Origin of the sequence: Pseudomonas sp. NLJ1 (assembly GCF_049486705.1) — a bacterium.
Taxonomy (GTDB): Bacteria; Pseudomonadota; Gammaproteobacteria; order Pseudomonadales; family Pseudomonadaceae; genus Aquipseudomonas; species Aquipseudomonas inefficax.
The window spans coordinates 4,716,842-4,743,303 of sequence record NZ_CP137735.1; the positions used below are offsets into that span (position 1 = coordinate 4,716,842).

The 26,462-nt window shown below is 62.4% G+C and carries 24 protein-coding genes and 4 tRNA genes; 23 read left to right on the forward strand and 5 right to left on the reverse strand.

Annotated elements, in window-relative coordinates; translation table 11 throughout:
- The first annotated feature begins 147 nt into the window (after positions 1-147).
- The 6 genes from R9B85_RS21330 to R9B85_RS21355 are packed head-to-tail and all read left to right on the forward strand — an operon-like array spanning position 148 to position 6,079.
- Complete coding sequence (locus tag R9B85_RS21330) at positions 148-1,242, forward strand: ABC transporter ATP-binding protein (RefSeq protein ID WP_112252305.1); 1,095 nt, start codon at positions 148-150, stop codon at positions 1,240-1,242.
- Positions 1,242-2,351, forward strand: a complete 1,110-nt coding sequence (locus tag R9B85_RS21335) for an ABC transporter ATP-binding protein (protein WP_112252306.1) — start codon at positions 1,242-1,244, stop codon at positions 2,349-2,351. The genes R9B85_RS21330 and R9B85_RS21335 overlap by 1 nt, the downstream gene beginning before the upstream one ends.
- A complete protein-coding gene (locus R9B85_RS21340) occupies positions 2,348-3,211 on the forward strand; it encodes a carbohydrate ABC transporter permease (RefSeq protein WP_112252307.1) in 864 nt (287 codons plus the stop codon). Before R9B85_RS21335 ends, R9B85_RS21340 begins: the two co-directional genes overlap by 4 nt.
- A 3-nt stretch (positions 3,212-3,214) precedes the next feature.
- Positions 3,215-4,015, forward strand: a complete 801-nt coding sequence (locus R9B85_RS21345; protein ID WP_112252308.1) for a carbohydrate ABC transporter permease — start codon at positions 3,215-3,217, stop codon at positions 4,013-4,015.
- 12 nt (positions 4,016-4,027) lie between these two features.
- Positions 4,028-4,300, forward strand: a complete 273-nt coding sequence (locus R9B85_RS21350; protein WP_013971877.1) for a DUF2160 domain-containing protein — start codon at positions 4,028-4,030, stop codon at positions 4,298-4,300.
- 39 nt (positions 4,301-4,339) lie between these two features.
- Positions 4,340-6,079, forward strand: a complete 1,740-nt coding sequence (locus R9B85_RS21355) for an ABC transporter substrate-binding protein (RefSeq protein ID WP_133970998.1) — start codon at positions 4,340-4,342, stop codon at positions 6,077-6,079.
- Between the two features lie 186 nt (positions 6,080-6,265).
- On the opposite strand, the gene folD is transcribed toward R9B85_RS21355, so the two are convergent.
- A complete protein-coding gene (gene folD / locus R9B85_RS21360) occupies positions 6,266-7,120 on the reverse strand; it encodes a bifunctional methylenetetrahydrofolate dehydrogenase/methenyltetrahydrofolate cyclohydrolase FolD (protein WP_013971879.1) in 855 nt (284 codons plus the stop codon).
- Between the two features lie 271 nt (positions 7,121-7,391).
- On the opposite strand from folD, the gene R9B85_RS21365 reads away from it, so the two are divergent.
- The 11 genes from R9B85_RS21365 to R9B85_RS21415 all read left to right on the forward strand — a co-directional run bounded on the left by R9B85_RS21365 (position 7,392) and on the right by R9B85_RS21415 (position 17,352).
- Positions 7,392-7,468: transfer RNA gene (locus R9B85_RS21365), tRNA-Arg, on the forward strand.
- A 40-nt stretch (positions 7,469-7,508) separates the two neighbouring features.
- Positions 7,509-7,584, forward strand: a tRNA-His gene (locus R9B85_RS21370).
- A 52-nt stretch (positions 7,585-7,636) separates the two neighbouring features.
- Positions 7,637-7,721 (forward strand) — tRNA-Leu (locus R9B85_RS21375).
- Positions 7,722-7,758: 37 nt separating this feature from the next.
- A tRNA-His gene (locus R9B85_RS21380) sits at positions 7,759-7,834 on the forward strand.
- A gap of 494 nt (positions 7,835-8,328) precedes the next feature.
- The gene (locus R9B85_RS21385) at positions 8,329-8,628 is read left to right on the forward strand and encodes a DUF6388 family protein (protein WP_207877548.1); all 300 of its coding nucleotides are present in this window, start codon (positions 8,329-8,331) and stop codon (positions 8,626-8,628) included.
- Between the two features lie 247 nt (positions 8,629-8,875).
- On the forward strand, positions 8,876-10,189 hold the full coding sequence (gene tig, locus R9B85_RS21390; RefSeq protein ID WP_112252312.1) for a trigger factor: 1,314 nt from the start codon (positions 8,876-8,878) through the stop codon (positions 10,187-10,189).
- Between the two features lie 91 nt (positions 10,190-10,280).
- Entirely contained in the window at positions 10,281-10,922 is a 642-nt protein-coding gene (clpP, locus tag R9B85_RS21395; RefSeq protein WP_003259400.1) for an ATP-dependent Clp endopeptidase proteolytic subunit ClpP, read from the forward strand.
- Between the two features lie 108 nt (positions 10,923-11,030).
- A complete protein-coding gene (gene clpX / locus R9B85_RS21400) occupies positions 11,031-12,314 on the forward strand; it encodes an ATP-dependent Clp protease ATP-binding subunit ClpX (protein WP_025338419.1) in 1,284 nt (427 codons plus the stop codon).
- Positions 12,315-12,477: 163 nt separating this feature from the next.
- Positions 12,478-14,874 (forward strand): endopeptidase La, encoded by a 2,397-nt coding sequence (lon, locus tag R9B85_RS21405; protein ID WP_087501118.1) that lies wholly within the window; start codon positions 12,478-12,480, stop codon positions 14,872-14,874.
- A gap of 151 nt (positions 14,875-15,025) precedes the next feature.
- Positions 15,026-15,298 carry a nucleoid-associated protein HU-beta gene (hupB, locus tag R9B85_RS21410; RefSeq protein WP_003250246.1) on the forward strand — a complete coding sequence of 91 codons (273 nt, stop codon included), beginning with the start codon at positions 15,026-15,028 and terminating at the stop codon, positions 15,296-15,298.
- 182 nt (positions 15,299-15,480) lie between these two features.
- Positions 15,481-17,352 (forward strand): SurA N-terminal domain-containing protein, encoded by a 1,872-nt coding sequence (locus tag R9B85_RS21415; protein ID WP_423770543.1) that lies wholly within the window; start codon positions 15,481-15,483, stop codon positions 17,350-17,352.
- Positions 17,353-17,528: 176 nt separating this feature from the next.
- Here the strand turns inward: R9B85_RS21415 and R9B85_RS21420 are convergent, their stop codons facing one another.
- A complete protein-coding gene (locus R9B85_RS21420) occupies positions 17,529-18,569 on the reverse strand; it encodes a patatin-like phospholipase family protein (RefSeq protein ID WP_112252434.1) in 1,041 nt (346 codons plus the stop codon).
- Between the two features lie 179 nt (positions 18,570-18,748).
- On the opposite strand from R9B85_RS21420, the gene R9B85_RS21425 reads away from it, so the two are divergent.
- The 3 genes from R9B85_RS21425 to R9B85_RS21435 all read left to right on the forward strand — a co-directional run bounded on the left by R9B85_RS21425 (position 18,749) and on the right by R9B85_RS21435 (position 20,699).
- Positions 18,749-19,027 carry a hypothetical protein gene (locus R9B85_RS21425; protein WP_003259403.1) on the forward strand — a complete coding sequence of 93 codons (279 nt, stop codon included), beginning with the start codon at positions 18,749-18,751 and terminating at the stop codon, positions 19,025-19,027.
- Positions 19,028-19,044: 17 nt separating this feature from the next.
- Positions 19,045-19,824: a CHAD domain-containing protein gene (locus R9B85_RS21430; protein ID WP_423770544.1), complete on the forward strand. Its 780-nt coding sequence runs from the start codon at positions 19,045-19,047 to the stop codon at positions 19,822-19,824.
- Between the two features lie 77 nt (positions 19,825-19,901).
- Positions 19,902-20,699, forward strand: a complete 798-nt coding sequence (locus tag R9B85_RS21435; protein ID WP_112252314.1) for an acyl-CoA thioesterase — start codon at positions 19,902-19,904, stop codon at positions 20,697-20,699.
- Positions 20,700-20,834: 135 nt separating this feature from the next.
- Here R9B85_RS21435 and R9B85_RS21440 read toward each other — a convergent pair whose 3' ends face one another.
- The 3 genes from R9B85_RS21440 to R9B85_RS21450 form a co-directional block, all read right to left on the reverse strand.
- On the reverse strand, positions 20,835-21,203 hold the full coding sequence (locus R9B85_RS21440; RefSeq protein WP_085600188.1) for an Mpo1-like protein: 369 nt from the start codon (positions 21,201-21,203) through the stop codon (positions 20,835-20,837).
- 75 nt (positions 21,204-21,278) lie between these two features.
- Positions 21,279-22,757 (reverse strand): methyl-accepting chemotaxis protein, encoded by a 1,479-nt coding sequence (locus R9B85_RS21445; RefSeq protein WP_207877541.1) that lies wholly within the window; start codon positions 22,755-22,757, stop codon positions 21,279-21,281.
- A 254-nt stretch (positions 22,758-23,011) separates the two neighbouring features.
- Positions 23,012-23,809: a TatD family hydrolase gene (locus R9B85_RS21450; protein WP_423770545.1), complete on the reverse strand. Its 798-nt coding sequence runs from the start codon at positions 23,807-23,809 to the stop codon at positions 23,012-23,014.
- Positions 23,810-23,966: 157 nt separating this feature from the next.
- On the opposite strand from R9B85_RS21450, the gene R9B85_RS21455 reads away from it, so the two are divergent.
- The 3 genes from R9B85_RS21455 to R9B85_RS21465 all read left to right on the forward strand — a co-directional run bounded on the left by R9B85_RS21455 (position 23,967) and on the right by R9B85_RS21465 (position 26,454).
- Positions 23,967-25,373 (forward strand): transglycosylase SLT domain-containing protein, encoded by a 1,407-nt coding sequence (locus R9B85_RS21455; protein WP_112252316.1) that lies wholly within the window; start codon positions 23,967-23,969, stop codon positions 25,371-25,373.
- A 113-nt stretch (positions 25,374-25,486) separates the two neighbouring features.
- Positions 25,487-25,924 (forward strand): DoxX family protein, encoded by a 438-nt coding sequence (locus R9B85_RS21460; RefSeq protein WP_085663149.1) that lies wholly within the window; start codon positions 25,487-25,489, stop codon positions 25,922-25,924.
- Between the two features lie 221 nt (positions 25,925-26,145).
- On the forward strand, positions 26,146-26,454 hold the full coding sequence (locus tag R9B85_RS21465; protein WP_025338428.1) for a hypothetical protein: 309 nt from the start codon (positions 26,146-26,148) through the stop codon (positions 26,452-26,454).
- Positions 26,455-26,462 lie beyond the last annotated feature (8 nt).

Below are 26,462 nucleotides of genomic sequence, written 5' to 3' on the forward strand. Positions count from 1 at the left end.
CAAGTGTTCAGTTGTTCAGTGCTTGTGTTCACTTGTGAACCTGCGATTGGCCGGTGTCGCCGGCCAGGCCCCGGGCCAGACGGTCGCGGCGCAACTGGCACGAAACTGGCTGTGCCCGGCAGACAAAAACCACAAGAAGGCCACGCCATGTCCCTGGTGCTGGAACAGGTCAGCCGCAGCGTCGACAACCAGGCCTGGATCGTCGATGCCTCACTGCGTTTCGAACCCGGCTCGTTCAACGTGCTGCTGGGTCGCACCCTGGCCGGCAAGACCAGCCTGATGCGCCTGATGGCCGGGCTCGACCGCCCGGACCGGGGGCGGGTGCTGATGGATGGCCAGGATGTGACTGGCGTGCCGGTGCGCCAGCGCAATGTGTCGATGGTGTATCAGCAGTTCATCAATTACCCGACTCTCAGCGTGTACGAGAATATTGCGTCACCACTGCGCCAGGCACGCATGGCCGAGCCGCAGATTCGCCGACGGGTGCAGGAAACCGCCGAGATGCTGCGTATCGAACACTACCTGCAGCGCCTGCCGCTGGAGCTGTCCGGTGGCCAGCAGCAACGCACGGCGATGGCCCGGGCGCTGGTCAAGGATGCCTCGCTGATCCTGTTCGACGAGCCTCTGGTCAACCTCGACTACAAGCTGCGCGAGGGCCTGCGCCAGGAGCTGCGCGAGCTGTTCGCGGCGCGCCACTGCATTGCCGTGTATGCCACCACCGAGCCCAACGAGGCGCTGGCTCTGGGCGGCACCACCACCCTCGTGCATGAGGGCCGTATCGTCCAGAGCGGGCCTACTGCCGAGGTCTACCAGCGCCCATGCAGCGTGCTGGCTGCCGAGCTGTTTTCCGAGCCACCGATCAACCTGGTGCCTGGCCGTATCAGCGGCAATGACGTGAGCCTGGCTCAGGCCGTGCACTTTGCCCGCAATGCCGACTTGCAGCCGCTTGCCGAGGGTGACTACCGCTTTGGCGTGCGGCCCAGCCACATCAGCCTGGTGCCGGCCCACGACGACGACCTGGAGCTGGCGGTGCTGGTGGAACTGGCCGAGATCAGTGGTTCAGAGACCTTCCTGCATGTGCGCAACGAACACTGGCGCATGATCCTGCACCTGCCAGGGGTGCACGAATACCAGGTGGACACGCCGATCCGCGTGTTCATCCCCACCCACAAGCTGTTCGTGTTCGACAGTGCCGGGGCGCTGGTGCAGGCCCCGGGGCTGCGCCAGGCAAGGAGAGGGTGATGGCCGAGATCCGCCTGCGCCAACTGGCGCACAGCTACAACCGCCAGCCCGCCAGCGAGGCGGACTATGCCCTGCACGCGCTGGAGCATGTGTGGGAGCAGGGCGGTGCCTACGCCTTGCTCGGGCCGTCCGGCTGCGGCAAGTCGACCTTGCTCAACATCATCTCCGGGCTGCTGACACCATCCCACGGCGAGGTGCTGTTCGACGGCAAACCGGTCAACCAGTTGTCACCGCAGGCCCGCAACATCGCCCAGGTGTTCCAGTTTCCGGTGGTGTACGACACCATGACGGTGTTCGACAACCTGGCCTTTCCCTTGCGCAACCAGGGGCTGGACGAAGCCCGGGTGCAGGCCCGGGTGGAGGAGATTGCCGAGGTACTCGACCTGTCGGCCGTGCTGCGCAAGAAGGCGCGCAACCTCAGTGCCGACGAAAAGCAGAAGGTCTCCATGGGCCGTGGCCTGGTGCGCGATGACGTCTCGGCGATCCTCTTCGACGAGCCGCTGACGGTGATCGACCCGCACCTGAAGTGGAAGCTGCGGCGCAAGCTCAAGCAGATCCACGAGCAGTTCAACATCACCATGATCTACGTCACCCACGACCAATTGGAGGCCTCGACGTTCGCCGACAAGATTGCGGTGATGCACGGCGGGCGCATCGTCCAGTTCGGCACCCCGCGCGAACTGTTCGAGCGACCGCGGCATACCTTCGTCGGTTACTTCATCGGCAGCCCGGGGATGAACCTGATCGAGGTACGCGCCGAAGCGGACGGGGTGGCGTTCGGCGATATTCACCTGGTGCTGCCTGGGCAACTGCGGGAGCACCTGCGAGAGCGCCTGGCGGCCACAGGCGGTGGACGCCTGCAGGTAGGCATCCGCCCGGAATTCGTGCAGCTGTGGGACAGCCCGTTCGATGACGCTTACCCGGCCCGGGTGCTGGACGTCGAGGACCTGGGCACCTACCGCATCGTCACCCTCGAACTGGGCGGTGTCGCACTCAAGGCACGCCTGGGCGAGGACCGCCCGCTGCCGGTGGCCCAGGCCTGGGTCAGCCTGCCGGCGCAGTGGCTGATGCTGTACCTGGACGATGAGCTGCTGGAGGCCGGGCCATGAACAAGGTGCCGAACAACAAGGCCTGGTGGCTGGTGCTGCCGGTGTTCCTGCTGGTGGCATTCAGTGCGGTGGTGCCGATGATGACGGTGGTCAACTACTCGGTGCAGGATATCTTCGACCAGACCAACCGCTACTTCGTCGGCGCCGACTGGTACCGCCAGGTGCTGCGCGACCCGGCACTGCACGATGCGCTGCTGCGCCAGTTCATCTATTCCGCCTGCGTGCTGCTGATCGAGATCCCGCTGGGCATCGCCATTGCCCTGACCATGCCGACCAAGGGGCGCATGGCCTCGGTTTGCCTGATCGTCATGGCCATCCCGCTGCTGATCCCGTGGAACGTGGTCGGCACCATCTGGCAGATTTTCGGCCGGGCCGACATCGGCCTGCTCGGCGCCACCCTGGCCAGGCTCGGGGTCAGCTACAACTACGCCGGCGACCCGTTCGACGCTTGGCTGACCGTGCTGGTGATGGACGTGTGGCACTGGACATCGCTGGTGGCGTTGCTCTGTTATTCGGGGCTGCGCGCCATCCCCGACGTGTACTACCAGGCTGCGCGCATCGACCGCGCCTCGGGCTGGGCGGTGTTCCGTCATATCCAGTTGCCCAAGCTGAAGAACGTGCTGCTGATCGCGGTGATGCTGCGCTTCATGGACAGCTTCATGATCTACACCGAGCCCTTCGTGCTGACCGGTGGCGGGCCCGGCAACGCCACCACCTTCCTCAGCCAGACCCTCACGCGCATGGCTGTGGGGCAGTTCGACCTGGGCCCGGCGGCGGCATTCTCGCTGGTGTACTTCCTGATCATCCTGCTGGTTTCGTGGCTGTTCTACACAGCCATGACCCATGCCGACAAGGACTAGGCCATGAGCACGCGCAAATCGCTGGCCCTGCTGCTGTACTTCTTCTTCCTGCTGGTGCCGATCTACTGGCTGCTGAACATGTCGTTCAAGAGCAACACCGAGATCCTCGGTGGCCTGACCCTGTGGCCGCAGGCGTTCACCCTCGACAACTACCGGGTGATCTTCACCGATGCCAGCTGGTACAGCGGCTACATCAATTCGCTGTACTACGTGTGCCTGAACACGCTGATTTCGCTGCTGGTGGCGCTGCCAGCGGCATATGCCTTCTCGCGTTACCGCTTCCTCGGTGACCGGCACCTGTTCTTCTGGTTGCTGACCAACCGCATGGCGCCACCGGCGGTGTTCCTGCTGCCGTTCTTCCAGCTGTATTCGTCGATCGGCCTGTTCGACACCCATATCGCCGTAGCCCTGGCGCACTGCCTGTTCAACGTGCCGCTGGCGGTGTGGATCCTCGAGGGGTTCATGTCTGGTGTGCCGAAGGAAATCGACGAAACGGCCTACATCGACGGCTACAGCTTTCCGCGCTTCTTCGTGAAGATCTTCGTCCCGCTGATTGGCTCCGGCATCGGCGTGACGGCGTTTTTCTGCTTCATGTTCTCCTGGGTCGAGCTGCTGCTGGCGCGCACCCTGACCTCGGTGAACGCCAAGCCGATCGCCGCGGTGATGACCCGTACCGTGTCGGCCTCGGGCATCGATTGGGGAGTACTGGCGGCGGCAGGGGTACTGACCATCCTGCCGGGCATGCTGGTGATCTGGTTCGTGCGCAACCATGTGGCCAAGGGCTTCGCCCTCGGCCGGGTGTGAGGAGGGCAAGGCATGGAGTGGATGGCCTGGACCTTGCCGACGGCGCTGTTCTTCGCCGCCGTTGGTGTGCTGCTGCTGGGCATGACCCTGCTCGAACTGCGCCGCCCCTGCGTGGAGCGACGCGGTTTCCTGCCGCTGGTCACCAGCCGTGGCGACCGCTTGTTCATCGGCCTGCTGGCCAGCGCCTACCTGCATTTGCTGGTGGTTGGCGTCAGCGAGTGGCCATTGTGGGTGGCCTCGCTGCTGTCGCTGGCGTGGCTGGTGGTGGTGCTGCGCTGGGGCTGAGCGAGCGGCCCTGTGGGATAACTGAAACGGGAGATCACAATGTTCGACAACAAGTACAACAGGCGACATTTGACCCTGGCCGCGTTGCTGGTACTGGCCAGTGCGCAGGGCACGGCCTGGGCCGACCAGTACGAGGACGCGGCAAAGAAGTGGCTCGGCAGTGAGTTCAAGCCTTCGACCCTCACTCCTGAGCAGCAGCTGGCCGAGTTGAAGTGGTTCATCAAGGCTGCCGAGCCGTTCCGTGGCATGAAGATCAACGTGGTGTCGGAAACCATCACCACCCATGAATACGAGTCCAAGGTGCTGGCCAAGGCCTTCAGCGAGATCACCGGTATCCAGCTGACCCACGACCTGCTGCAGGAAGGCGACGTGGTGGAAAAGCTGCAGACACAGATGCAGTCGGACAAGAACATCTACGACGGCTGGGTCAACGACTCCGACCTGATCGGCACGCACTTTCGCTACGGCAAGGTGGAATCGATCACCGACCTGATGGCCAACGAAGGCAAGGACTACACCTCGCCGACCTTGGACCTGAAGGACTTCATCGGCATTTCCTTCACCACTGCGCCGGACGGCAAGGTTTACCAGTTGCCCGACCAGCAGTTCGCCAACCTGTACTGGTTCCGCGCCGACTGGTTCGAGCGGCCTGAACTGAAGGCCAGGTTCAAGGAAAAGTACGGCTACGAGCTGGGTGTGCCGGTGAACTGGTCAGCCTACGAGGACATCGCCAAATTCTTTACCGAAGACGTCAAGGAAATCGACGGCAAACGCGTCTATGGCCACATGGACTACGGCAAGAAAGACCCGTCGCTAGGCTGGCGCTTCACCGATGCCTGGTTCTCCATGGCCGGTGGCGGCGACAAAGGTTTGCCCAATGGCTTGCCTGTGGACGAATGGGGCATTCGCGTGGAGGATTGTCACCCGGTGGGCTCCAGCGTGACCCGTGGCGGCGACACCAACGGCCCGGCTGCCGTGTATGCCACGCAGAAGTACGTGGACTGGATGCGAGCCTATGCGCCCAAGGAAGCCCAGGGCATGACCTTCTCCGAAGCCGGCCCGGTGCCGGCCCAGGGCAACATCGCCCAGCAGATCTTCTGGTACACCGCGTTTACCGCCGACATGACCAAGCCGGGTTTGCCAGTGGTCAATGCCGATGGCACGCCGAAGTGGCGCATGGCGCCTTCGCCGAAGGGGCCGTACTGGGAGGAGGGGATGAAGTTGGGCTACCAGGACACCGGTTCGTGGACCTTCTTCAAGTCCACCCCCGAGAAGCAACGCCTGGCTGCCTGGCTGTACGCCCAGTTCGTCACCTCCAAGACCGTGTCGCTGAAAAAGACCATCGTCGGCCTCACGCCAATTCGTGAGTCGGACATCAACTCCCAGGCCATGACCGAGCTGGCGCCCAAGCTGGGCGGGCTGGTGGAGTTCTATCGCAGCCCGGCGCGGGTACAGTGGACGCCAACCGGTACCAACGTGCCGGACTACCCGCGGTTGGCGCAGTTGTGGTGGAGCCACATCGCCGAAGTGGCCAGCGGCGAGAAGACACCGCAGGAAGCCCTGGACGGCCTGGCCCGCGACCAGGACCGGATGATGGAACGCTTGCAGCGCTCCAACGCCCAGGCGACCTGTGCACCGAAGCTGAACCCGGAGAAGGACGCCCAGTACTGGTTCGACCAGCCCGGTGCGCCGAAGCCGAAACTGGCCAACGAAAAGCCCAAGGGCGAGACGGTCAGCTACAGCGAGCTGCTGAAGTCGTGGGAGGCGGCCAGGAAGTGATCGGCTGAAGACCTTCGCTGGCTTCTTCGCGGGTAAACCCGCTCCCACAGAGAGATCGCCATCTTCTGGGGCGGCGCGCACCCTGTGGGAGCGGGTTTACCCGCGAAGAGGCCGGCAAAGCCAATAAATAAATCACAGGCAAAAAAACGGCACCTGCCAGAGGTGCCGTTTTCATGTCACGCGGTATTACTTGTGCAGCTCTTCCGCCGCATACAGCGTGTTTTCCAGCAGGCACGCCCGGGTCATCGGCCCGACGCCGCCCGGCACCGGCGTGATCCAGCCTGCACGCGGCAGGGCAGTCTCGTAGACCACGTCGCCGACAAGCTTGCCGTCTTCCTGGCGGTTGATGCCCACGTCAATGACGATGGCACCTTCCTTGATCCACTCACCCTTGACCAGGCCTGGCTTGCCTGCGGCCACTACCACCAGGTCGGCGCGGCCGACATGGCCGGCGAGGTCCTTGGTGAAGCGGTGGCAGACGGTCACGGTGCAGCCGGCCAGCAGCAGCTCCATGGCCATCGGGCGGCCAACGATGTTGGAGGCGCCGACGATGACCGCGTTCATGCCGTACAGGTCCTGGCCTGTGCTTTCCAGCAGGGTCATGATGCCCTTCGGCGTGCACGGGCGCAGCAGCGGGATACGCTGGGCCAGGCGGCCGATGTTGTATGGGTGGAAGCCGTCCACGTCCTTGTCCGGGCGGATGCGCTCGAGCAGCAGCGAGGCGTCCAGGTGCGCCGGCAGCGGCAGTTGCAGCAGGATACCGTCGACGGCCGGATCGTCATTGAGGCGGTCGATCAGCTCGGTCAGGGCCTGCTGCGTGGTTTCGCTGGGCAGGTCGAACGCCTGCGAAATGAAGCCGACCTCTTCGCAGTCCTTGCGCTTGTGCGAGACATAGACTTGGGAGGCGGGGTCGGTGCCGACCAGGATCACCGCCAGGCCCGGCGTACGCAGGCCTTGCTGGCGACGCTCCACGACACGTTGAGCGATCTGCTGGCGCAGGCTGGCGGCGATCGCCTTGCCATCGATTAGGTGTGCAGTCATAGACGCGTGATTAACCATCGAGAAGGAAACAATTAAAGAGGGCGTATTCTCGCACGACACGGGCCAAGGGCAAAGGCGGGTGGTCGGGCAAATCCCCTAAGCCCTTAAATAATTTAAATTTTTTTGAGAAAGGTGTTGACGACTTTCAGGCTCGCCTATAAGATTCGCCGCACTTGTCGGGCACAGCCTAGCACTGGTTGGCTAAGTCGGGCAGAATGAGTGGTTTAACAGTTACCTGTTAAGGTCTCGTTCGGTTAGGCTTCAAGCTTAAGCGCCCGTAGCTCAGCTGGATAGAGCATCCGCCTTCTAAGCGGATGGTCGCAGGTTCGAGTCCTGCCGGGTGCGCCATTAGGCAGCTTTGGCAAGCAGGTAGTTGTAATGCAATATGGTGGGCGTAGCTCAGTTGGTAGAGCGCTGGATTGTGATTCCAGTTGTCGTGGGTTCGATTCCCATCGTCCACCCCATATTCTTCAAAGGCGCCTCGATAGCATCTGGCGCCTTTGTTTTAAGCGTTACGCGGACGTGGTGAAATTGGTAGACACACTGGATTTAGGTTCCAGCGGCGCAAGCTGTAAGAGTTCGAGTCTCTTCGTCCGCACCATGCTTCTGTAAAAGCTGTATCGCAAGACCGCAATATGGTGGGCGTAGCTCAGTTGGTAGAGCGCTGGATTGTGATTCCAGTTGTCGTGGGTTCGATTCCCATCGTCCACCCCATATTTTGAAAGGCGCCTTGGTCGTGAGATCGGGCGCCTTTTTGTTTTGGGCTTGTGTGGCTGCGGTGTGCATGTCTTGGGTGTTCTGGCGCCTGTGGGATCGAGCGCCGCCCGCGCGGCGCTTCGCGGGGCAAGCCCGCTCCCACATTTGTTGCAACGTGCCGAACTTGTCAGGCCATGGTTGTCAGCCTTGGTGGGATGGCTGTATTTCTGGGTTGGCACTGCTGCCGCCTCACTGGTCTCAAGCCTTGCACCAAGACTGGCAACGCCTCTCCCACAGGCATGGCCACGTTGCAACAAATGTGGGAGCGGGCTTGTCCCGCGAAGCGCCGCGCGGGCGGCGCTCGATCTCCAAGGCGCCACAAGGCCCACGCCAGGAACTTAGCGTCCGCGACGCAATTCCCCCTTGCAATCCTCTGGTGGCACCCCAATAAAAGCTGTTAGATTTCAGCCGGTTGAAACACCGGCCCAGCTGGCCGGCAGAGGAACAACCCGATGATCGCAAAAGAAGCCCGTCAGGCCCTGGCGCTACAGCGCTTTGCCGAGGCCAATCCGCAGTTGCTCGAGGAGATCCGCGACCTGGATGCGCGCGAGCAGGCCCAGCAGATCGAGTGGGCGTTCGAGGATGCGGCCGAGGAGCAGGGTATCCAGCCTTGGGAGTTGGCCCTGCAACTGATCGCCGAAACCCCCGAGCAACTGCAGGCCATGCGCCTGGAGACGCACCGCGAGGTAGCCGAGGCGCTGGGGATGGAGTGGGAGGAGTACTGCCAGTTCAACGAAATCGATCCTGACTAAAGGAAGCGAATTCGTTCGTGGCAGTTGTTTGACAAGGTATTTCGGCTGCAGGTCGCCCCGGGCGTCGTGCGGCCCCCATTGAAGCAGGCTCGGTGCTATGTCATGCGGGCCTTGAAAGTTAATCGACCGGCGTGGTTTCCCGTCGTCCCGAGTGGGGTGACTTCTGCTGCGCGACTCACTAGAATGCTTGCCCTTGATTCTGGAGTCGGGCAAACGCCGGCTAACGTCTGTGCAACGAGGAATATCCATGCAAGTTTCTGTTGAAAACACTTCCGCTCTCGAGCGCCGCATGACCATCGCCGTTCCGGCCGAGCGCGTCGAGAACGAAGTCAACAAGCGTCTGCAGCAGACTGCCAAGCGCGCCAAGGTTGCCGGCTTCCGCCCAGGCAAAGTGCCGATGAGCGTGATCCGTCAGCGTTTCGAAGCCGATGCCCGTCAAGAGGCTTTCGGTGACCTGGTCCAGGCTTCCTTCTACGAAGCCATCGTCGAGCAGAAGCTGAACCCGGCTGGCGCCCCTGCGGTAGAGCCGAAGTCCTTCGAAAAGGGCAAGGACCTGGAATTCGTCGCCATCTTCGAAGTGTTCCCGGAGTTCACCGTTGGCGGCCTCGAGTCGATCAGCGTCGAGCGCCTGAGCGCCGAAGTGGCTGACGCCGACCTGGACAACATGCTGGAAGTGCTGCGCAAGCAGAACACCCGCTTCGAGGCCGTCGAGCGCGCCGCGCAGAACGACGACCAGGTCAACATCGACTTCGTCGGCAAGGTCGACGGTGAAGTGTTCGCCGGTGGTTCGGCCAAGGGCACTCAGCTGGTGCTGGGCTCCGGCCGCATGATCCCAGGCTTCGAAGACGGCCTGGTTGGCGCCAAGGCTGGTGAAGAGCGCGTTGTTAACGTGACCTTCCCTGAGGACTACCAGAACCTGGACCTGGCTGGCAAAGCCGCCGAGTTCACCATCACCGTCAACAGCGTTGCCGCCCCTGTGCTGCCAGAGCTGAACGAAGAATTCTTCGCCCAGTTCGGCATCAAGGAAACCACTCTGGAAGGCTTCCGCACCGAAGTTCGCAAGAACATGGAGCGTGAACTGCGCCAGGCCATCAAGGCCAAGGTGAAGAACCAGGTAATGGATGGTCTGCTGGCAGCCAACCCGATCGAAGTGCCGAAAGCCCTGCTGGAAAACGAAGTCAACCGTCTGCGCGTGCAGGCTGTTCAGCAGTTCGGTGGCAACATCAAGCCAGAGCAACTGCCAGCCGAGCTGTTCGAAGAGCAAGCCAAGCGCCGTGTGGTCCTGGGCCTGATCGTGGCCGAAGTGGTCAAACAGTTCGAACTGAAGCCGGACGAAGGCAAGGTTCGCGAAATGATCGAAGAAATGGCTTCGGCTTACCAGGAGCCTGAGCAGGTCATCGCCTGGTACTACAAGAACGACCAGCAACTGAACGAAGTCCGTTCGGTTGTGCTGGAAGAACAAGTTGTAGATACTGTTCTGCAGAAAGCGACTGTGACCGACAAGTCGGTCTCGTACGAAGATGCCGTTAAACCAGCACAGGCTCCAGCCGCCGCTGAGTAACGGGCTTCTCTCGTAGGAAACCCCCACAAGCCAGCCTTCGAGCTGGCTTGTGCGTATTCAAGCCATGACTATTTGGGAGTGAGCGCAGGACATGTCCCGCAATTCTTATATTCAGCAGAGCTCTGACATCCAGGCCGCAGGCGGCCTGGTCCCGATGGTTATCGAGCAGTCCGCCCGTGGCGAACGCGCTTACGACATCTACTCGCGCCTGTTGAAGGAGCGTGTGATCTTCCTGGTTGGCCCGGTAGAGGACTACATGGCCAACCTCGTCGTCGCGCAACTGCTGTTCCTTGAGGCGGAAAACCCGGACAAGGATATCCATCTGTACATCAACTCGCCGGGCGGTTCCGTCACCGCCGGCATGTCGATCTACGACACCATGCAGTTCATCAAGCCGGACGTCTCGACCATCTGCATCGGCCAGGCCTGCAGCATGGGCGCCTTCCTGCTGGCTGCAGGTGCCAAGGGCAAGCGTCACTGCCTGCCGAACTCGCGCGTGATGATCCACCAGCCGCTGGGCGGTTTCCAGGGTCAGGCCACCGATATCGAGATCCACGCCCAGGAAATCCTCAATATCAAGGCCCGCCTGAACGAGCTGCTGGCTTACCACACCGGCCAGGATCTCGAGACCATCAAGCGCGACACCGAACGTGACAACTTCATGAGCGCCTCGCGCGCGGCCGAGTACGGCCTGATCGACTCGGTCTACGACAAGCGGCAACTGGCCTCCTGAACCGGGGTGCCAGAGCAGGTGGGCGCGGAAAGCGCCTACCTGCGGACTTGAAAAAGCCCGCAATTGCCTTCATCTTGTGTTGCAAGCCTACCGGATTGGATCGATCGAATGACTGACACCCGTAACGGCGAGGACAGCGGCAAATTGCTTTATTGCTCCTTCTGCGGCAAAAGCCAGCACGAAGTGCGCAAACTGATTGCCGGGCCCTCGGTATTTATCTGCGACGAGTGCGTCGACCTGTGCAACGACATCATCCGTGAGGAGGTGCAGGAAGCCCAGGCCGAGAGCAGCGCGCACAAATTGCCTTCGCCGAAAGAAATCAGCGGTATCCTGGACCAGTACGTCATTGGCCAGGAACGCGCGAAGAAGGTGCTTGCCGTAGCGGTGTACAACCACTACAAGCGCCTGAACCAGCGTGACAAGAAGGGTGATGAAGTCGAACTCGGCAAGAGCAACATCCTGCTCATCGGGCCGACCGGCTCGGGCAAGACCCTGCTCGCCGAAACCCTTGCACGCCTGTTGAACGTACCGTTCACCATTGCTGACGCCACCACCCTGACCGAAGCCGGTTACGTGGGTGAGGACGTCGAGAACATCATCCAGAAGCTGTTGCAGAAGTGCGACTACGATGTGGAAAAGGCCCAGATGGGCATCGTCTACATCGACGAGATCGACAAGATCTCGCGCAAGTCGGACAACCCGTCCATCACCCGTGACGTCTCGGGCGAGGGCGTGCAGCAGGCTCTGCTGAAGCTGATCGAAGGCACCGTGGCTTCGGTTCCGCCGCAGGGCGGCCGCAAGCACCCGCAACAGGAATTCCTGCAGGTCGATACCCGCAACATCCTGTTCATCTGCGGTGGCGCCTTCTCGGGCCTGGAAAAGGTCATCCAGAACCGCTCCACCAAGGGTGGCATCGGTTTTGGCGCCGAAGTACGCAGCAAGGAAGAGGGCAAGAAGGTTGGCGAGTCCCTGCGTGAGGTCGAGCCGGACGATCTGGTCAAGTTTGGCCTGATCCCGGAATTCGTCGGTCGCCTGCCGGTACTGGCAACTCTCGACGAGCTGGACGAGGCTGCGCTGATGCAGATCCTCACCGAGCCGAAGAACGCCCTGACCAAGCAGTATGCCAAGCTGTTCGAGATGGAAAGCGTCGACCTCGAGTTCCGCAGCGATGCGCTCAAGGCCGTGGCACGCAAAGCCCTGGAGCGCAAGACCGGCGCCCGTGGCCTGCGTTCGATCCTCGAGGGCGTGCTGCTCGACACCATGTACGAGATTCCTTCGAAGAAGGATGTCAGCAAGGTGGTGATCGACGAGAGCGTCATCGATGGCACCTCGCAGCCGCTGATGATCTACGAGAACAGCGAGCCGCAAGCCAAGGCCGCGCCGGACGCCTGATCCAGGCAATGGCCGGTTGACGGTTGCAAGCAAGAAGGGGCCTACGGGCCCCTTTCTGCTTTTCCTGCGCTAGCGCTTGTAATTTCCCAAGCGTGCCCCCACATTAGGTCCAAGCATCATTTCCACCGGTTTCCGGCCATAAGGCCGCTGTAGAGGCGAAATCATGAAGACCACCCTCGACTTGCCTCTTTTGCCATTGCGCGATGTCGTTGTTTACCCGCACATGGTCATCCCGCTGTTCGTGGGGCGCGAAAAGTCCATCGAAGCCCTCGAGGCGGCGATGACGGGCGAAAAGCAGATTCTCCTGCTGGCCCAGAAAAACCCGGCCGACGATGACCCGGGCGAAGACGCCCTGTACCGCGTCGGTACCGTTGCCACCGTATTGCAACTGCTGAAACTGCCCGATGGTACCGTCAAGGTGCTGGTCGAGGGCGAGCAGCGCGGCGCCGTGGAGCGTTTCAGCGAAGTGGAAGGGCACATCCGTGCCGAAGTTTCGCTGATCGATGAAGTCGACGCCGCCGAGCGCGAGTCGGAAGTGTTCGTGCGCACGCTGCTGTCGCAGTTCGAGCAGTACGTGCAGCTGGGCAAGAAAGTCCCTGCCGAAGTGCTGTCGTCGCTGAACAGCATCGAAGAGCCGGGGCGCCTGGTCGACACCATGGCCGCGCACATGGCGCTGAAAATCGAGCAGAAGCAGGAAATCCTCGAAATCGTCGACCTGCCGACCCGTGTCGAGCACGTATTGGCGCTGCTGGATGCCGAAATCGACCTGCTGCAGGTCGAAAAGCGTATCCGCGGTCGGGTCAAGAAGCAGATGGAGCGCAGTCAGCGCGAGTACTACCTGAATGAGCAGATGAAGGCCATTCAGAAAGAACTCGGTGACGGCGACGAAGGCCACAACGAAGTCGAAGAGCTGAAAAAGCGCATCGAAGCTGCTGGCTTGCCCAAGGACGCACTGGCCAAGGCCCAGGCCGAGCTGAACAAGCTCAAGCAGATGTCGCCGATGTCGGCCGAGGCCACTGTGGTGCGCTCCTACCTTGACTGGCTGGTGCAGGTGCCGTGGAAGGCCCAGAGCAAGGTGCGCCTGGACCTGGCCAAGGCCGAGGAAATCCTCGATGCCGACCACTATGGCCTGGAAGAGGTCAAGGAACGCATCCTCGAATACCTTGCCGTGCAAAAGCGCGTCAAGAAGATCCGCGGCCCGGTACTGTGCCTGGTCGGCCCGCCTGGCGTCGGCAAGACCTCGCTGGCCGAGTCGATCGCCGCTGCCACCAACCGCAAGTTCGTGCGCATGGCCCTGGGTGGTGTGCGTGACGAGGCCGAGATCCGTGGCCACCGCCGTACCTACATCGGTTCCATGCCTGGCCGCCTGATCCAGAAGATGACCAAGGTAGGGGTGCGCAACCCGCTGTTCCTGCTGGACGAAATCGACAAGATGGGCAGCGACATGCGTGGCGACCCGGCCTCGGCACTGCTCGAAGTGCTCGACCCGGAGCAGAACCACAACTTCAACGACCACTACCTGGAGGTCGACTACGACCTCTCGGACGTGATGTTCCTGTGCACCTCGAACTCGATGAACATCCCGCCGGCATTGCTCGACCGGATGGAAGTCATCCGCCTGCCGGGTTACACCGAAGACGAGAAGATCAACATCGCCGTCAAGTACCTGGTGCCCAAGCAGGTCAAGGCCAACGGCCTGAAGAAGGAAGAGCTGGAGGTCGACGTTTCGGCGATCCGCGACATCATCCGCTACTACACCCGCGAAGCCGGTGTGCGTGGCCTGGAGCGGCAAATTGCCAAGGTCTGCCGCAAGGTGGTCAAGGAACATACCGGGCAGAAGCAGGTCAAGGTCAAGGTGGCCAGCGAGCAGCTGGAACACCTGCTGGGCGTGCGCAAGTTCCGCTACGGCCTGGCCGAGCAGCAGGACCAGATCGGCCAGGTTACCGGCCTGGCCTGGACCCAGGTGGGCGGCGAACTGCTGACCATCGAAGCCGTGGTCATCCCCGGCAAGGGCCAGCTGATCAAGACCGGTTCGCTGGGCGACGTCATGGTCGAGTCGATCACCGCCGCGCAGACCGTGGTGCGCAGCCGTGCCCGCAGCCTGGGTATCGCCGCCGACTTCCACGAGAAGCATGACGTGCATATCCACATGCCTGAAGGCGCCACGCCGAAGGACGGCCCAAGTGCCGGTATCGGCATGTGCACCGCGCTGGTGTCGGCGCTGACGCAGATTCCGGTACGTGCCGACGTGGCCATGACCGGCGAAATCACCCTGCGTGGCCAGGTGTTGGCCATTGGCGGGTTGAAGGAAAAACTGCTGGCGGCACACCGTGGCGGGATCAAGACGGTGATCATTCCCGAGGAGAATGTTCGCGATCTGAAGGAGATTCCGGAAAATATCAAACAGGATCTGCAGATCAAACCGGTCAAATGGATTGACGAAGTCCTGCAAATTGCGCTGCAATACGCCCCGGAGCCCTTGCCAGATGTGGCTCCGGAGATTGTCGCGAAAGATGAAAAGCGCGACGGCGATGCTAAGGAAAGAATCAGCACGCACTAGTAGTTTTTTGCTGGGGGGCTTTCCTTGACAGTTTTTTCGGGGCCTTGCTATAAAGCGGCACGCTATTGTCATCAGGCCACCCAGCGCACGTTTCATAAGCTTTTCATTACATACTTAGAAACAAACTCAATAGAGAATAAGGGGACTTAGAGTGAACAAGTCGGAACTGATTGACGCTATCGCCGCATCTGCTGACATCCCGAAAGCTGTAGCCGGCCGTGCGCTGGACGCAGTCATCGAATCCGTCACCGGCGCCCTGAAGCAAGGTGACGATGTGGTACTGGTTGGCTTCGGTACCTTCTCGGTCAAGGAGCGCGCAGAGCGCACCGGCCGCAACCCGCAAACCGGCAAGGCGATCAAGATCGAAGCCGCCAAGGTTCCAGGTTTCAAGGCCGGCAAAGGCCTGAAAGACGCCGTCAACTAAGTCGTCTTTCAGCCGGACCCGGCCCTGGCCAGGTCCGAGTACGGTGACGGCGGGGCGCAAACGTTCCCGCCTGACACGTTTGCTAAGCAAAGGCGCATCCTCGGATGCGCCTTTCTTTTATCAGGTTTCTACCCACGCTCCGCGGTTGTCGACGCAGTGGTACAGCCGTTTCTGGGGGACGCATGCTGCAAAATATCAGGGACAATTCACAAGGTTGGATTGCCAAGACCATCATCGGCCTTATCGTCGTGTTGATGGCGTTGACCGGCTTCGAAGCCATTTTCCAGGCCGCCACCCATAGCCAGGACGCCGCCAAGGTGAACGGCCAGACCATCAGCCAGAACGAGCTGAGCCAGGCGGCCGACATGCAGCGCCGTCAGCTGATGCAACAGTTGGGCAAGGATTTCGACCCGGCGCTGCTGGATGACAAATTGCTGCGCGAAGAGGCACTGAAGGGCCTGATCAGCCGCAAGCTGCTGCTGCAGGGTGCCGAAGATGCCAAGTTCGCCTTCTCCGAGGCCGCGCTGGATCAGGTGATCCTGCAGACGCCGGAGTTCCAGGTGGACGGCAAGTTCAGTGCGGACCGTTTCGACCAGGTCATTCGCCAGATGGGCTATGGCCGCATGCAGTTCCGCGACATGCTCGCCGAAGAAATGCTCATCGGCCAGCTGCGCACCGGCCTGGCCGGCAGCAGCTTCGTCACCGACCAGCAGGTCGATGCCTTTGCTCGCCTCGAGAAGCAGACCCGCGACTTCGCTTCACTGACCTTCAAGGCCGACCCGGCCGCGGTCAAGGTCAGCGATGAAGAGGTCAAGGCGCATTACGACAAGCACGCCAAGGAGTTCATGTCGCCAGACCAGGTAGTGATCGACTACATCGAACTGAAGAAGGCGGCGTTCTTCGATCAGGTCAAGGTAACCGACGAAGAGCTCAAGGCCCAGTACGAGAAGGAAATCGCCAACCTCGCCGAGCAGCGCCATGCCGCGCACATCCTCATCGAGGTCAACGACAAGGTCACCGACGCCCAGGCCAAGGCCCGCGCCGAAGAGATCCAGCAGCGTCTGGCCAAGGGTGAAGACTTTGCCGCGCTGGCCAAGGAGTTCTCCCAGGACCCGGGTTCGGCCAACAGCGGCGGTGACCTTGGCTTTGCCGGCCCGGGCGTTTACGACCCGGCGTTCGAAGATGCACTGTACAAGTTGCAGGATGGCCAGATCTCGGCGCCGGTGCGTACCGAGTTCGGCTACCACCTGATCAAGCTGCTGGGCGTGCAGGCACCGGAAGTGCCGAGCTTCGCCAGCCTGAAGGACAAGCTGATCCGTGACTTGAAGGTCCCGCTGGTCGAACAGCGTTATGTTGATGCCAGCAAGCAGCTGCAGGATGCCGCCTACGAGGCTTCCGACCTGGCCCAGCCGGCCCAGGACCTGAACCTGAAGGTGCAAACCTCCGCAGCCTTCGGCCGCGAGGGTGGTGAAGGCATCACTGCCAACCGTTCGGTTGTGCAGGCCGCATTCTCCGAAGAAGTGCTGGAGGAGGGTGCCAACAGCACCGCCATCGAGCTCGATCCGGAAACCACCGTGGTGCTGCGCGTCAAGGAGCACCGCAAGCCTGAGCAGCTGCCGCTGGAAGCCGTGGCCAGGAACATCAGCGAGCACCTGGCCAAGGAGAAGGCGACAGCCGAGCTCAAGGCCAAGGCGGACAAGCTGATTGCCGGCCTGCGTGACGGTTCCATCGCAGCGGGCAGTGTGCACGAAGGGCAGGGCTGGAAGGCCTATGAAGCAGTTACCCGCGGCGAGGACGGTATCGACCCGGCCGAGCTGCAGGCGCTGTTCCGCCTGGGCAAGCCGCAAGCCAAGGACAAGCCGGTTTATGGCAGCGTCGTGCTGCGTGACGGTAGCCTGGTGGTACTGCAGCTCAAAGGTGTCAACGAAGGCGCTGCTGCCACCGACGAAGAGAAGCAGCAAATTCGCCGCTACCTCGCGTCGCGTGCTGGCCAGCAGGACTTCGCGGCGTACCGCAAGCAGCTGGAAGCCAAGGCGGACATCACCCGTTACTAAGGTGATGGAAGCATGAACGAACAGGCCGCCCAGTGCGGCCTGTTTCGTTTCTGTTGTCTGTGCCGGCCTCTTCCGGGTAAACCCGCTCCCACAGGTTCAACACAGGTTTCATGTACTGTGGTGAACCTGTGGGAGCGGGTTTACCCGCGAAGAGGCCAGCACAAGCAGCACAAGGCCTAGCGCTTCACCCCTTCATAGCTATCCAGCGTATCCCGCGCAATCTCCCGCCCCAGGGCAATCAGCTCCGGCGCCTTGTAGAACTCGAAAAACCGGCACACCCGTTTGGGCACGTTGATCAGCACATCCGGTGGATAGCCGGCAATCTTGTATTGCGCCAACGAGGTCTGCATGACCTCGAAGCTCTGGTTGATCAGGTCCAGCAGTGAAGCGGGCCCCACGTTGTCGATGATGAACGAGCCGGTCGCCGACTTCGGCGCGCCCTCGCGCTCCGGCGCCGCCGCCGGTTGCTGGCCCTCCGGGTCGGCGGCATCGGCCAGCCACGGGCTCGGCGGCGCCAGCCCTTCGGCGACGATTTCCTGCTCGATGCGGATCAGCTCCTCCGCCGGCTTGCGCCGGAACGGCAAGCGCGAGCCCAGCGAGCTGAGCAGTGCATCGAAACGCATCTTGAACGCCGCCGGGCGCTCGATCACCGGTAACTGGTACTGCTTCTGGTTGGTGGCGTTGAGATTGACCGCGATGATCAGGTCGCAGTGGCTGGACACCACCGGCACGATCGGTAGCGGGTTGAGGATGCCGCCGTCGACCAGCATGCGGTTGCCTTGCATCACCGGGGTGAACAGGCTCGGGATGGCTGCCGAGGCACGCATGGCCTGGTGCAGGCAGCCCTCCTGGAACCAGATCTCCTGTTGGTTGGTGAGGTCGGCTGCAACCGCTGTGTAGGGGATGCGCAATTGCTCGATGTTGATCTCGCCGACGATCTTGCGGATTTGCCCGAACACCTTGTCGCCGCGAATTGCGCCGAGACGAAAACTGACATCGACCAGGCGCAACACATCCAGGTAGTCGAGGCTCTCGATCCAGTTGCGGTACTCTTCCAGCTTGCCGGCGGCATAGATGCCGCCGATCACCGCGCCCATGGAGCAGCCGGCGATGCAGGCAATGTCGTAGCCGCGGCGCTCGATCTCCTCGATCACTCCGATGTGTGCATACCCCCGGGCTCCACCCGATCCCAGTACCAGTGCCACGCGTTTGCTCATGAACATTCCCCGGCCAGTGCAACCATGGTCCTACAATGCACCCATCGCCACCTGTGCTTCAATGTGCATCGCGCTGAGCTACTGTAATAAAACTGGCTGGGCCAAGCCGGCTGGGCAGGGCACTTTTCAGCTGCCAGGGCGTCGAACAGCCAATGTTTTTTTCCATTGAGGTATTACTAATGAAAGCCTGGATCTGCCTTCCACTGATTGCCTTGGCCCTCGCTGGCTGCGCGGGCAAGACGGCCTACCGCGAGAGTTGCGCGACCCAACTGGATGCCGCCTGGAAGGAGCTGGACCTGGCCAAGGCCGAAGGCTTTGCCGGTGCCGTGAGCTACTCCAAGGCCTTGTCGCTGCTGACCGGGGCCAAGACCCAGCAGCAGTTCGAAGGTTATGAAAGTTGTACCAGAAAAGCCGAAAAGGCCCGTTTCTACATTCGTGAGTCTCGCGCCGGGCGCTGACCAAGGAGCGTCTTTCAATGTCTGCCATGCTCGATCATGTGGTTGCCCAGATAGTGGCCTTGCACGTGCGCCTGCTGGCCTGTCGCGAGCGCCTGGCTGCCGATACGGACAGCGAGGCCTTGCATGACCTGCGCACCACCCTGCGGCGCCTGCGCAGCCTGCTGCGGCCACTGCGTGGGTTACCGGGGGTGGAGCAGCTGGAGGACGCCGCCAGGTCGTTGGGTACCCTCACCACGCCGTTACGTGACCGTGAGGTGCTGGCGGCCGAACTGATCGGGCGTGGTTTTGCCGAGGCCGGGCAGCGGCGTCTGGAAGGGCGTGACAGGACCTTCGCCAGTGTTGCCGCCAGCCCGCAGCTGACCCGGGTGCTGGCGATTGTCGACGCGTTTCCGCTGTTCCTGCGGGCAGCCGGCCGCGAAGGGCTGGTCAAGGGGCTGGAAAAGCGTATCGACAAACGCCTGGTCAAACAGTGGCGCAAGTTGCACAAAGCACTGCAGGACCCGGCCCACGACCGCCACCGCCTGCGTTTGTTGATCAAGCGAGCGCGTTATGGCGATGAGGTTTATCCGCAGCTCGACCATGCGGGCAAACAGTTGCGGCGCTTGTTGAAGCAGGCTCAGGGCGACCTGGGTGACTGGCATGATCGCCTGCAATGGCTGCTGCAGGCTCGCGACCATGCCGACCTGGCACCATGCAAGGCCGCCTGGGAGCAGGAATTGCACGAGGCCGAGCGCCATTCGGATGTAACGCTGGATGCACTGCAGCAGGCGTTGGCGCGGCGAAAGCCCGAAAAATGACCGATATGCGGGCTGATCGGCAAGGGTTTGCTGGCTAGGATGGGCAGACCTTTTTCGCTGCAGGCAGGAGCCGGCCAATGAATTTCAACCAACTGCTCGACGCCGTGCGGGCCAACCCCGATGCTGTGAGCATCCCGCCAAGCTGGGCCCAGGGGCGCGCTGCCTTTGGCGGGCTGATGGCGGCCATGGTTTATGAAGCCATGCGCCAGAAAATCTCCGATGGCCGCCCCGTGCGTTCATTGGCCATCAGCTTTGTGGCGCCGGCCGCGGCGGATGTGCCAATCCGCTTCGACGTTGAGGTGCTGCGTGAAGGCAAGGCTGTCAGCACCTTGCTGGGCCGTGCCGTTCAGGGCGGCCAGGTGGTGACCCTGGTGCAGGGCAATTTCGGTGCAGGGCGGCCGTCGGTGGTCGATGTGCCGGCGTTGCCGGCGGCGGAAATGAAAGCGCTCGAAGACGCCGCTCCCGAGCTACCCCATATCAAAGGCGTTACCCCGGAGTTCATGCAGCATGTCGCCTTGCGCTGGGCGGTGGGCGGGTTGCCGTTCAGTGGCAATCAGTCGCGCCAGATGGGCGGGTGGGTACGTTTGCGCGGAGTGGCAGAAGAGCCGGTCAACGAGGCGCACCTGCTGGCGTTGGTCGATGCCTGGCCACCGAGCCTGATGCCGTTTCTCAAGCAGCCTGCTGCCGGCAGCACCTTGACCTGGACCATCGAATTCATGCAGCCCACGGCGCAGCTGTCGACCCTGGACTGGTGCCGCTATTGCGTGGAAACCGAACATGCGCGGGATGGTTACGGGCATGCCGCCGCCGCGTTGAGGACGGCCCAGGGCGAATTGCTGGCCTTGAGCCGGCAGACGGTTACCGTGTTTGCCTGACCGAGCCCGGGAGCGCGTTGCGCTCCTATCGCGACACAAGGCCGCTCCCACAGGATCGCGTGAATCTCAGGAGATGCGCGATCATGTGGGAGCGGCCTTGCGTCGCGATTGGGCTGCAGAGCAGCCCCAATAGCATCAATGCCGATGCTTGTGTCGTTCCCGCCAGGCCTTCCACCAGGCCCCGCTCAGCAAGAAGCGCGGAAAGGTGATGAATTGCTCGGTCAGCAGGCGTTGCACAGCATCCTTGCGGTTGGCGAAGGGCTCGGGTTGCTCTGCTTCCAGGCGATGGCCCTGGCGCTGCAGGCCCAGGCCAGCGATCAAGGCAATGATGCCAACGGCAATCTGGCCCAGATCCAGGCCGAACAGCCCGGACAGAATCAGCAACGCGCCAAGGATGAACAACGGCACGGCGATCAGGTGCAGCACCAGGTTGGCCGGGTGGCGGTGGTTGTGGTGGTAGCCGCGCCATTGCCAGGCGGGCAGGTTGGGCAGGCGTTTGCTCATGGGCATTTCCTCTCGGTCATGCCCAAAGCTTAGTGCGCCCCCCAGGCGGGAGCCAATCGAGGCTGGCTATGGTGACTATAGCTTGAGCTGGCCAATGGCCTTGTTCAGTTCACCGGCCAGGGTTGCCAGTTCGCTGCTGGTGGTCGCGGAGCCCACGGTCTGTTGCACGGTCTGTTCGGTGACATCGCGAATGCTCACCACGGCGCGATTCATTTCCTCGGCCACCTGGCTTTGCTGCTCGGCAGCCACGGCAATCTGGGTATTGCTTTCGCGCATCTGTGCCACGGCACCCGTGATCTCGGCCAGTGCTTCGCCGGCTTCCTGGGCCTGCCTGACGCAGTCGTCGGCCTTGTACGAGCTTTCCTGCATGAACTCCACTGCATCGCGGGTGCCCGACTGCAGGGCCGAGACCATGGTGGTGATCTCGTCGGTGGAGGTTTGCACACGCTTGGCCAGGTTGCGCACTTCATCGGCCACCACGGCAAAGCCGCGGCCCAGGTCGCCGGCGCGCGCTGCTTCGATGGCGGCATTGAGGGCCAGCAGGTTGGTCTGCTCGGCGATGCTGTGGATCACACTGACCACGCCATTGATCTTCTGGCTGTCTTCGGCCAGTTGGCGAATCATCTCGGCAGTTTGCTGCACGCCGCTGGACAATCCGGAAATCGAGTCCTGCACTCGGCTGACCACCTCCTGGCCGCTACCGGCCAAGGTGTCGGCTGTTTGTGACAGATCACGGGTGGCGCCAGCATGCTGGGCGATGTGGTGCACCGTAGCCGACATTTCGTTGATGGCGGTAGCGGCCTGGTCGGTCTCGCTCTGCTGGCCGAGCATGCCGTGGCGCACATCGCTCATGCTCGCGGCCAGGCGAGCGGCGCCGGAGTCCAGTTGCGCAGCGGTGTGGGCGACGGTACTGACCACGCGGTGGTAGGTCGCCTGCATGGCATTGAAGGCCCCGGCCATCTGGCCGACCTCGTCGCCACAGGCCAGCGGCACTCGGGCCGAAAGGTCGCCGGTTTTTTCCACGTGCAGCATCACGTCCTTGAGGGTGTTGAGCTGGCTGAGCAGAAAGCGGATCAGCAGCTGCGAGGCGCCGAGCATGGCCAGCATCAGGATCAGTACACATACCGCGTAGTTGCTGAAGCGGTCGAAGAACACCTGGCGCAGGCTTGGCGACTGGGCCAGCACGGCCATTTGCTGATCGCCGTTGCGCAGTACCTGCGCGCCCTGTAGCGGGTTGTCGCCCAAGAGCCGGGCGGCGGGCAGCTCGACCCAGCCTTGGGCATCGCGCAGGGCTTCGAGGGGTTCGCCCGCGAAGGTGGGCGTTTGCCCGGCGGTCCAGCTGATGACGTTGGCCGGGCGGGGCAGCGGCTGGCCGGCCGGCCATGCAGCCAGCAGTTGTGCCTGTGCAGCTGCCTGGGCCTGCGCGGCCTCGGCGCGTGCGCGCTGCTCCAGGTGTACGGCATAGAGCACCAGCAGCAAGGTCGTGACAAAGGCCACCGCGTTGACGGCCCAGAACTTGTACTTCAGGGAAACATTGCTAAGCCAGGCACCCATGGGCAGGTCTTCTCTGAGTTGAGCGGAAACAATATTGGCAAGGTGCCATCATTGTGCCTGCGCAAGCCATGGCCTTTCTTGATATGTATCAAGAAAATTCCTGCGCCTGTAATAGGTTTTCTTGGGACAACTAATTTGTACTGCCTGTACAGGCCTCATCGCCGGCAAGCCAGCTCCCACAGGTACTGCACATGGCTTGAAGTCGATGCGATCGATGTGGGAGCTGGCTTGCCGGCGATAGTGCCCCTACAGGTTCAGGGGAGTTGGAAAAACGCCCGCGCCGTCGCTGTGGTATGCGCCGCCGTATGCTCGGCCGATTCACCCCGGTGCAAGGCCACTTCGCGCAACACCTCCGGCAGGAACGCCGGTTCGTTGCGCCCGTTCTTAGGCTTGGGCCGCAGGCTGCGCGGCAGCAGGTAAGGCGCATCGCTCTCCAGCATCAGCCGCCCCTCGGCAATGTTGCCCACCAGCGGGTGCAGGTGGGTGCCACGGCGTTCGTCGCAGATCCAGCCGGTAATACCGATGTGCAAGTCCATGTCCAGGTAGGCGAACAGCGCATCGCGTTCGCCGGTGAAGCAGTGCACTACTGCTCCGGTCAGGTGGTCGCGGTAATCCTTGAGGATCGCCAGCAGGCGTTCGCTGGCGTCGCGTTCGTGCAGGAACACCGGCAGGCGCAGCTCGGCAGCCAGCGCCAGCTGTGCCTCCAGGGCTTTTTCCTGGAGTGGGCGAGGGGAGAAGTCGCGGTTGAAATCCAGGCCGCATTCACCCACGGCGCGTACCCGTGGGTCACTCAACAGCTGGCGCAACTGGTACTCGCTGCCGGCATCCCAGGCCTTGGCATCGTGAGGGTGCACGCCTGCCGTGGCGAACAGGTGCGCGCCGCTGGCATCCAGTTGCTGGCAAAGCTCCAGCGCCTGTTCGCTGACCGCCAGGCTGGTGCCCGTGAGCACCATCTGCATGACCCCGGCTTCGAGGGCGCGCTCGACGATTGCCGCCTGCTGGTCGTGGAAACTGCTGTTGGTCAGGTTGACGCCGATATCGATCAGTTGCATGGTGCTACCTCGTGCCGCGGGGCGGCCAGCATAGCAAAAACCGTGTTTTTCTGAAAAAACCAAGAACTTCATGCTGTTGCCATGGTCTTTTGCCGTCATTTCTCTCCTGGCGATGCAACCCCATGGATGCCGCCCACCGACCACGGACACGTTTCGCATGCAGCGATGCTGGCTCATTTTCCTGCTGACGCTTGGGCTGACCTTGACCGGGCCTGCCCACGCACGCGCGCCGGGCCCGCAGCAGAACATTGCGCCGACCAAGGTCCGTGACCTGCAACAGATTCGCACCAGCCAGGTGTTGCGGGTGCTGGTCAACCAGAGCCGCAACAGCTCCGGTGAGGTCAAGGGTGAGCCGGTCGGCATCGAATACTATCGCCTGCGTGCCCTGGAACATTATCTCAATGCCCGCGCCGCCGACGGCCAGGAGATTCAGCTCAAGCTGATCCCCCGGGCCAAGGAGCAGCTGCTGGGCGCCTTGGCCCGTGGCGAGGGTGACCTGGCCGCGCCGGGCGAGCTGCTCGACCCCGCTGTAGTGCGCGGGGTCAGCAGCAGCGCACCGGTGCTCGACCGGGTGCAGTTGCTGCTGGTGGGGCGCAAGGGCGAGCGCAGCTTCAGCCATGTCGAGCAGCTGTCCGGGCGTACCGTGGCCCTGACCAGCGCCAGTGCCGCCGGCCCGTTGATCCAGCAGGTCAACCAACAGCTGGCGCTGCGCAAGCGCGCGCCGATCAAGGTTGAGTGGGTCGACTCGACCCTGGCGGTGGAGGACGTGCTGGAAATGGTCCAGGCCGGCATCTATCACCTGACCATGGTCGAGCAGCCGATCGCCCGGCGCTGGGCCCGGGTGATGCCGCGCCTGCGCCTGGACAGCCGCGTGCAGCTGGGGGCGCCGCAAGCCATGCGTTGGTATGTTGGGCACGATGCGCCGCAGTTGCTGGCCACGGTCGATCGCTTTCTGCAGGGCTACCGCGCGCCGGACAACCAGGACGCCGCGTTCGAGCGCATCTACCGCCGCCAGTACCGGGTGCACGACCCGCTGGTCAGCAAGAATCGCCAGCGCCTGACCGCGCTGCGTGCCGTGCTGCAGAAGCACGGCGAGGCGCAGCAGATCGACTGGCTCAACCTGGCCGCGCTGGCCTTCAAGGAATCGACGCTCAACCCGGCAGCGCGCGGCACCGGCGGGGCCCATGGCCTGATGCAGATCACCCCATCGGCGGCGCAGCGCGTGGGGGTGAGCAACACCGCCACGGTGGATGGCAATGTCCAGGCCAGTGCCCGCTACCTGGCACTGATCCGGCGCAAATTCTTTGCCAGCGCCAAAATCAACGAACGCGAGCGCATGGCTTTCGTGCTGGCGGCCTACAACCTGGGCCCCGAACGGGTCCAGGCCATGCGCGCCGAAGCGCGGCGGCGCGGGCTGAATGGCGACCAGTGGTTCTTCCAGACCGAACGCATCGCCATGGAGCAGGTGGGCATGGGGCCCGTCAACTTCGTCAATAGCGTCAACAAGTACTTTGTAGCGTTCAATCGGGAGCGTGCTGCGCTGGAGCGTGTGGCGAAGCGCTGATAAATCGATTTTGTCGATTGTTATGTTGGGTTTTTTGCGATTTTCATATCTATTGAATCGATTATGATGACGCCCATCCCAACACAACTTTCCCGCTTCAAGGAGTCTTCGACATGAACAACGCTACCCTCAACGCTCTGTTCTCTACCCGCGCCGGTGCTGGCCTGAGCGTCATCCGTATCTTGGTCGGCATCATCTTCATCGCGCACGGTGCGCAAAAACTGTTCGGCATGTTCGGTGGCTATGGCCTGGAAGGCACCGGCCAGTGGATGGAGAGCATCGGCCTGGCCCCGGGTTACCTGATGGCGCTGCTGTCCGGTAGTGCCGAGTTCTTCGGTGGCCTGGCCCTGGTGATCGGCCTGCTGGCCCGTCCCGCAGCCCTGGTGCTGGCAGTGACCCTGGTGGTGGCCATCTTCTCGGTGCACATCGGCAATGGCCTGTTCATGTCCAACAACGGTTACGAGTTCGGCCTGGCCCTGCTGGCCGGTACCGTCGCGGTGCTGATTGAAGGCGCTGGCCGCTTCTCGCTGGACCGCCTGATCGCTCGCTGATACACCACGAACGCCAAGATACAAGCCTCAGGCCGATCACTTTCGGCTTGAGGCTTGTATCTTGGCGCTTGTAGCTCTAGCATACCGCCTGCGCCGATTTAAACAGCTACTTGCGGGGCGCAGGAAGCCCCCCCCGGGTCATCCGAAATACCGCTAAAGCGCTGGTTCGGTGACGCCTCCCACCGCTGCCCAGCGGGTTTCGCGAGGCGGAGAGAAGCTCCATGAGTTGCCCACGTACCAGTGTCTGTTTGAGCCCCTTGCCTGCCAGCCAGGCGTCCCGCACACCGCGCATCCTGCTCGGCGGCCAGCATCAACCCACTCTTTTGCGTCACCTCGAAGGCCTGTCCCGGCGCAAGGGCCAGGCGCGTGCATTTCTGATCCAGTTCGCCGATACCGGCTGCCACCTCGCGCAGTATGGCAATGACCGTTTCGACCTGGCCGTGATCCAGGCTCCGGCACCGGACGAGGCCGCCGAAATCATCGGCCACCTCACCCGTATCGCGCGCCAGGGCCTGATTACCCGCCGCTGAGGAGCGCG

What these genes read in the sequence shown, in the direction of transcription:
- R9B85_RS21415 (WP_423770543.1), top strand. Translation starts at nt 15,481, where the DNA reads ATGCTGCAAAATATCAGGGACAATTCACAAGGTTGGATTGCCAAGACC.
- R9B85_RS21430 (WP_423770544.1), top strand. Translation starts at nt 19,045, where the DNA reads ATGTCTGCCATGCTCGATCATGTGGTTGCCCAGATAGTGGCCTTGCAC.
- clpP (WP_003259400.1), top strand. Translation starts at nt 10,281, where the DNA reads ATGTCCCGCAATTCTTATATTCAGCAGAGCTCTGACATCCAGGCCGCA.
- R9B85_RS21460 (WP_085663149.1), top strand. Translation starts at nt 25,487, where the DNA reads ATGAACAACGCTACCCTCAACGCTCTGTTCTCTACCCGCGCCGGTGCT.
- R9B85_RS21385 (WP_207877548.1), top strand. Translation starts at nt 8,329, where the DNA reads ATGATCGCAAAAGAAGCCCGTCAGGCCCTGGCGCTACAGCGCTTTGCC.
- R9B85_RS21455 (WP_112252316.1), top strand. Translation starts at nt 23,967, where the DNA reads ATGCAGCGATGCTGGCTCATTTTCCTGCTGACGCTTGGGCTGACCTTG.
- R9B85_RS21355 (WP_133970998.1), top strand. Translation starts at nt 4,340, where the DNA reads ATGTTCGACAACAAGTACAACAGGCGACATTTGACCCTGGCCGCGTTG.
- clpX (WP_025338419.1), top strand. Translation starts at nt 11,031, where the DNA reads ATGACTGACACCCGTAACGGCGAGGACAGCGGCAAATTGCTTTATTGC.
- R9B85_RS21435 (WP_112252314.1), top strand. Translation starts at nt 19,902, where the DNA reads ATGAATTTCAACCAACTGCTCGACGCCGTGCGGGCCAACCCCGATGCT.
- R9B85_RS21425 (WP_003259403.1), top strand. Translation starts at nt 18,749, where the DNA reads ATGAAAGCCTGGATCTGCCTTCCACTGATTGCCTTGGCCCTCGCTGGC.
- R9B85_RS21445 (WP_207877541.1), bottom strand. Translation starts at nt 22,757, where the DNA reads ATGGGTGCCTGGCTTAGCAATGTTTCCCTGAAGTACAAGTTCTGGGCC.
- R9B85_RS21335 (WP_112252306.1), top strand. Translation starts at nt 1,242, where the DNA reads ATGGCCGAGATCCGCCTGCGCCAACTGGCGCACAGCTACAACCGCCAG.
- R9B85_RS21420 (WP_112252434.1), bottom strand. Translation starts at nt 18,569, where the DNA reads ATGAGCAAACGCGTGGCACTGGTACTGGGATCGGGTGGAGCCCGGGGG.
- R9B85_RS21330 (WP_112252305.1), top strand. Translation starts at nt 148, where the DNA reads ATGTCCCTGGTGCTGGAACAGGTCAGCCGCAGCGTCGACAACCAGGCC.
- R9B85_RS21350 (WP_013971877.1), top strand. Translation starts at nt 4,028, where the DNA reads ATGGAGTGGATGGCCTGGACCTTGCCGACGGCGCTGTTCTTCGCCGCC.
- tig (WP_112252312.1), top strand. Translation starts at nt 8,876, where the DNA reads ATGCAAGTTTCTGTTGAAAACACTTCCGCTCTCGAGCGCCGCATGACC.
- R9B85_RS21340 (WP_112252307.1), top strand. Translation starts at nt 2,348, where the DNA reads ATGAACAAGGTGCCGAACAACAAGGCCTGGTGGCTGGTGCTGCCGGTG.
- R9B85_RS21345 (WP_112252308.1), top strand. Translation starts at nt 3,215, where the DNA reads ATGAGCACGCGCAAATCGCTGGCCCTGCTGCTGTACTTCTTCTTCCTG.
- R9B85_RS21440 (WP_085600188.1), bottom strand. Translation starts at nt 21,203, where the DNA reads ATGAGCAAACGCCTGCCCAACCTGCCCGCCTGGCAATGGCGCGGCTAC.
- lon (WP_087501118.1), top strand. Translation starts at nt 12,478, where the DNA reads ATGAAGACCACCCTCGACTTGCCTCTTTTGCCATTGCGCGATGTCGTT.
- R9B85_RS21450 (WP_423770545.1), bottom strand. Translation starts at nt 23,809, where the DNA reads ATGCAACTGATCGATATCGGCGTCAACCTGACCAACAGCAGTTTCCAC.
- folD (WP_013971879.1), bottom strand. Translation starts at nt 7,120, where the DNA reads ATGACTGCACACCTAATCGATGGCAAGGCGATCGCCGCCAGCCTGCGC.
- R9B85_RS21465 (WP_025338428.1), top strand. Translation starts at nt 26,146, where the DNA reads ATGAGTTGCCCACGTACCAGTGTCTGTTTGAGCCCCTTGCCTGCCAGC.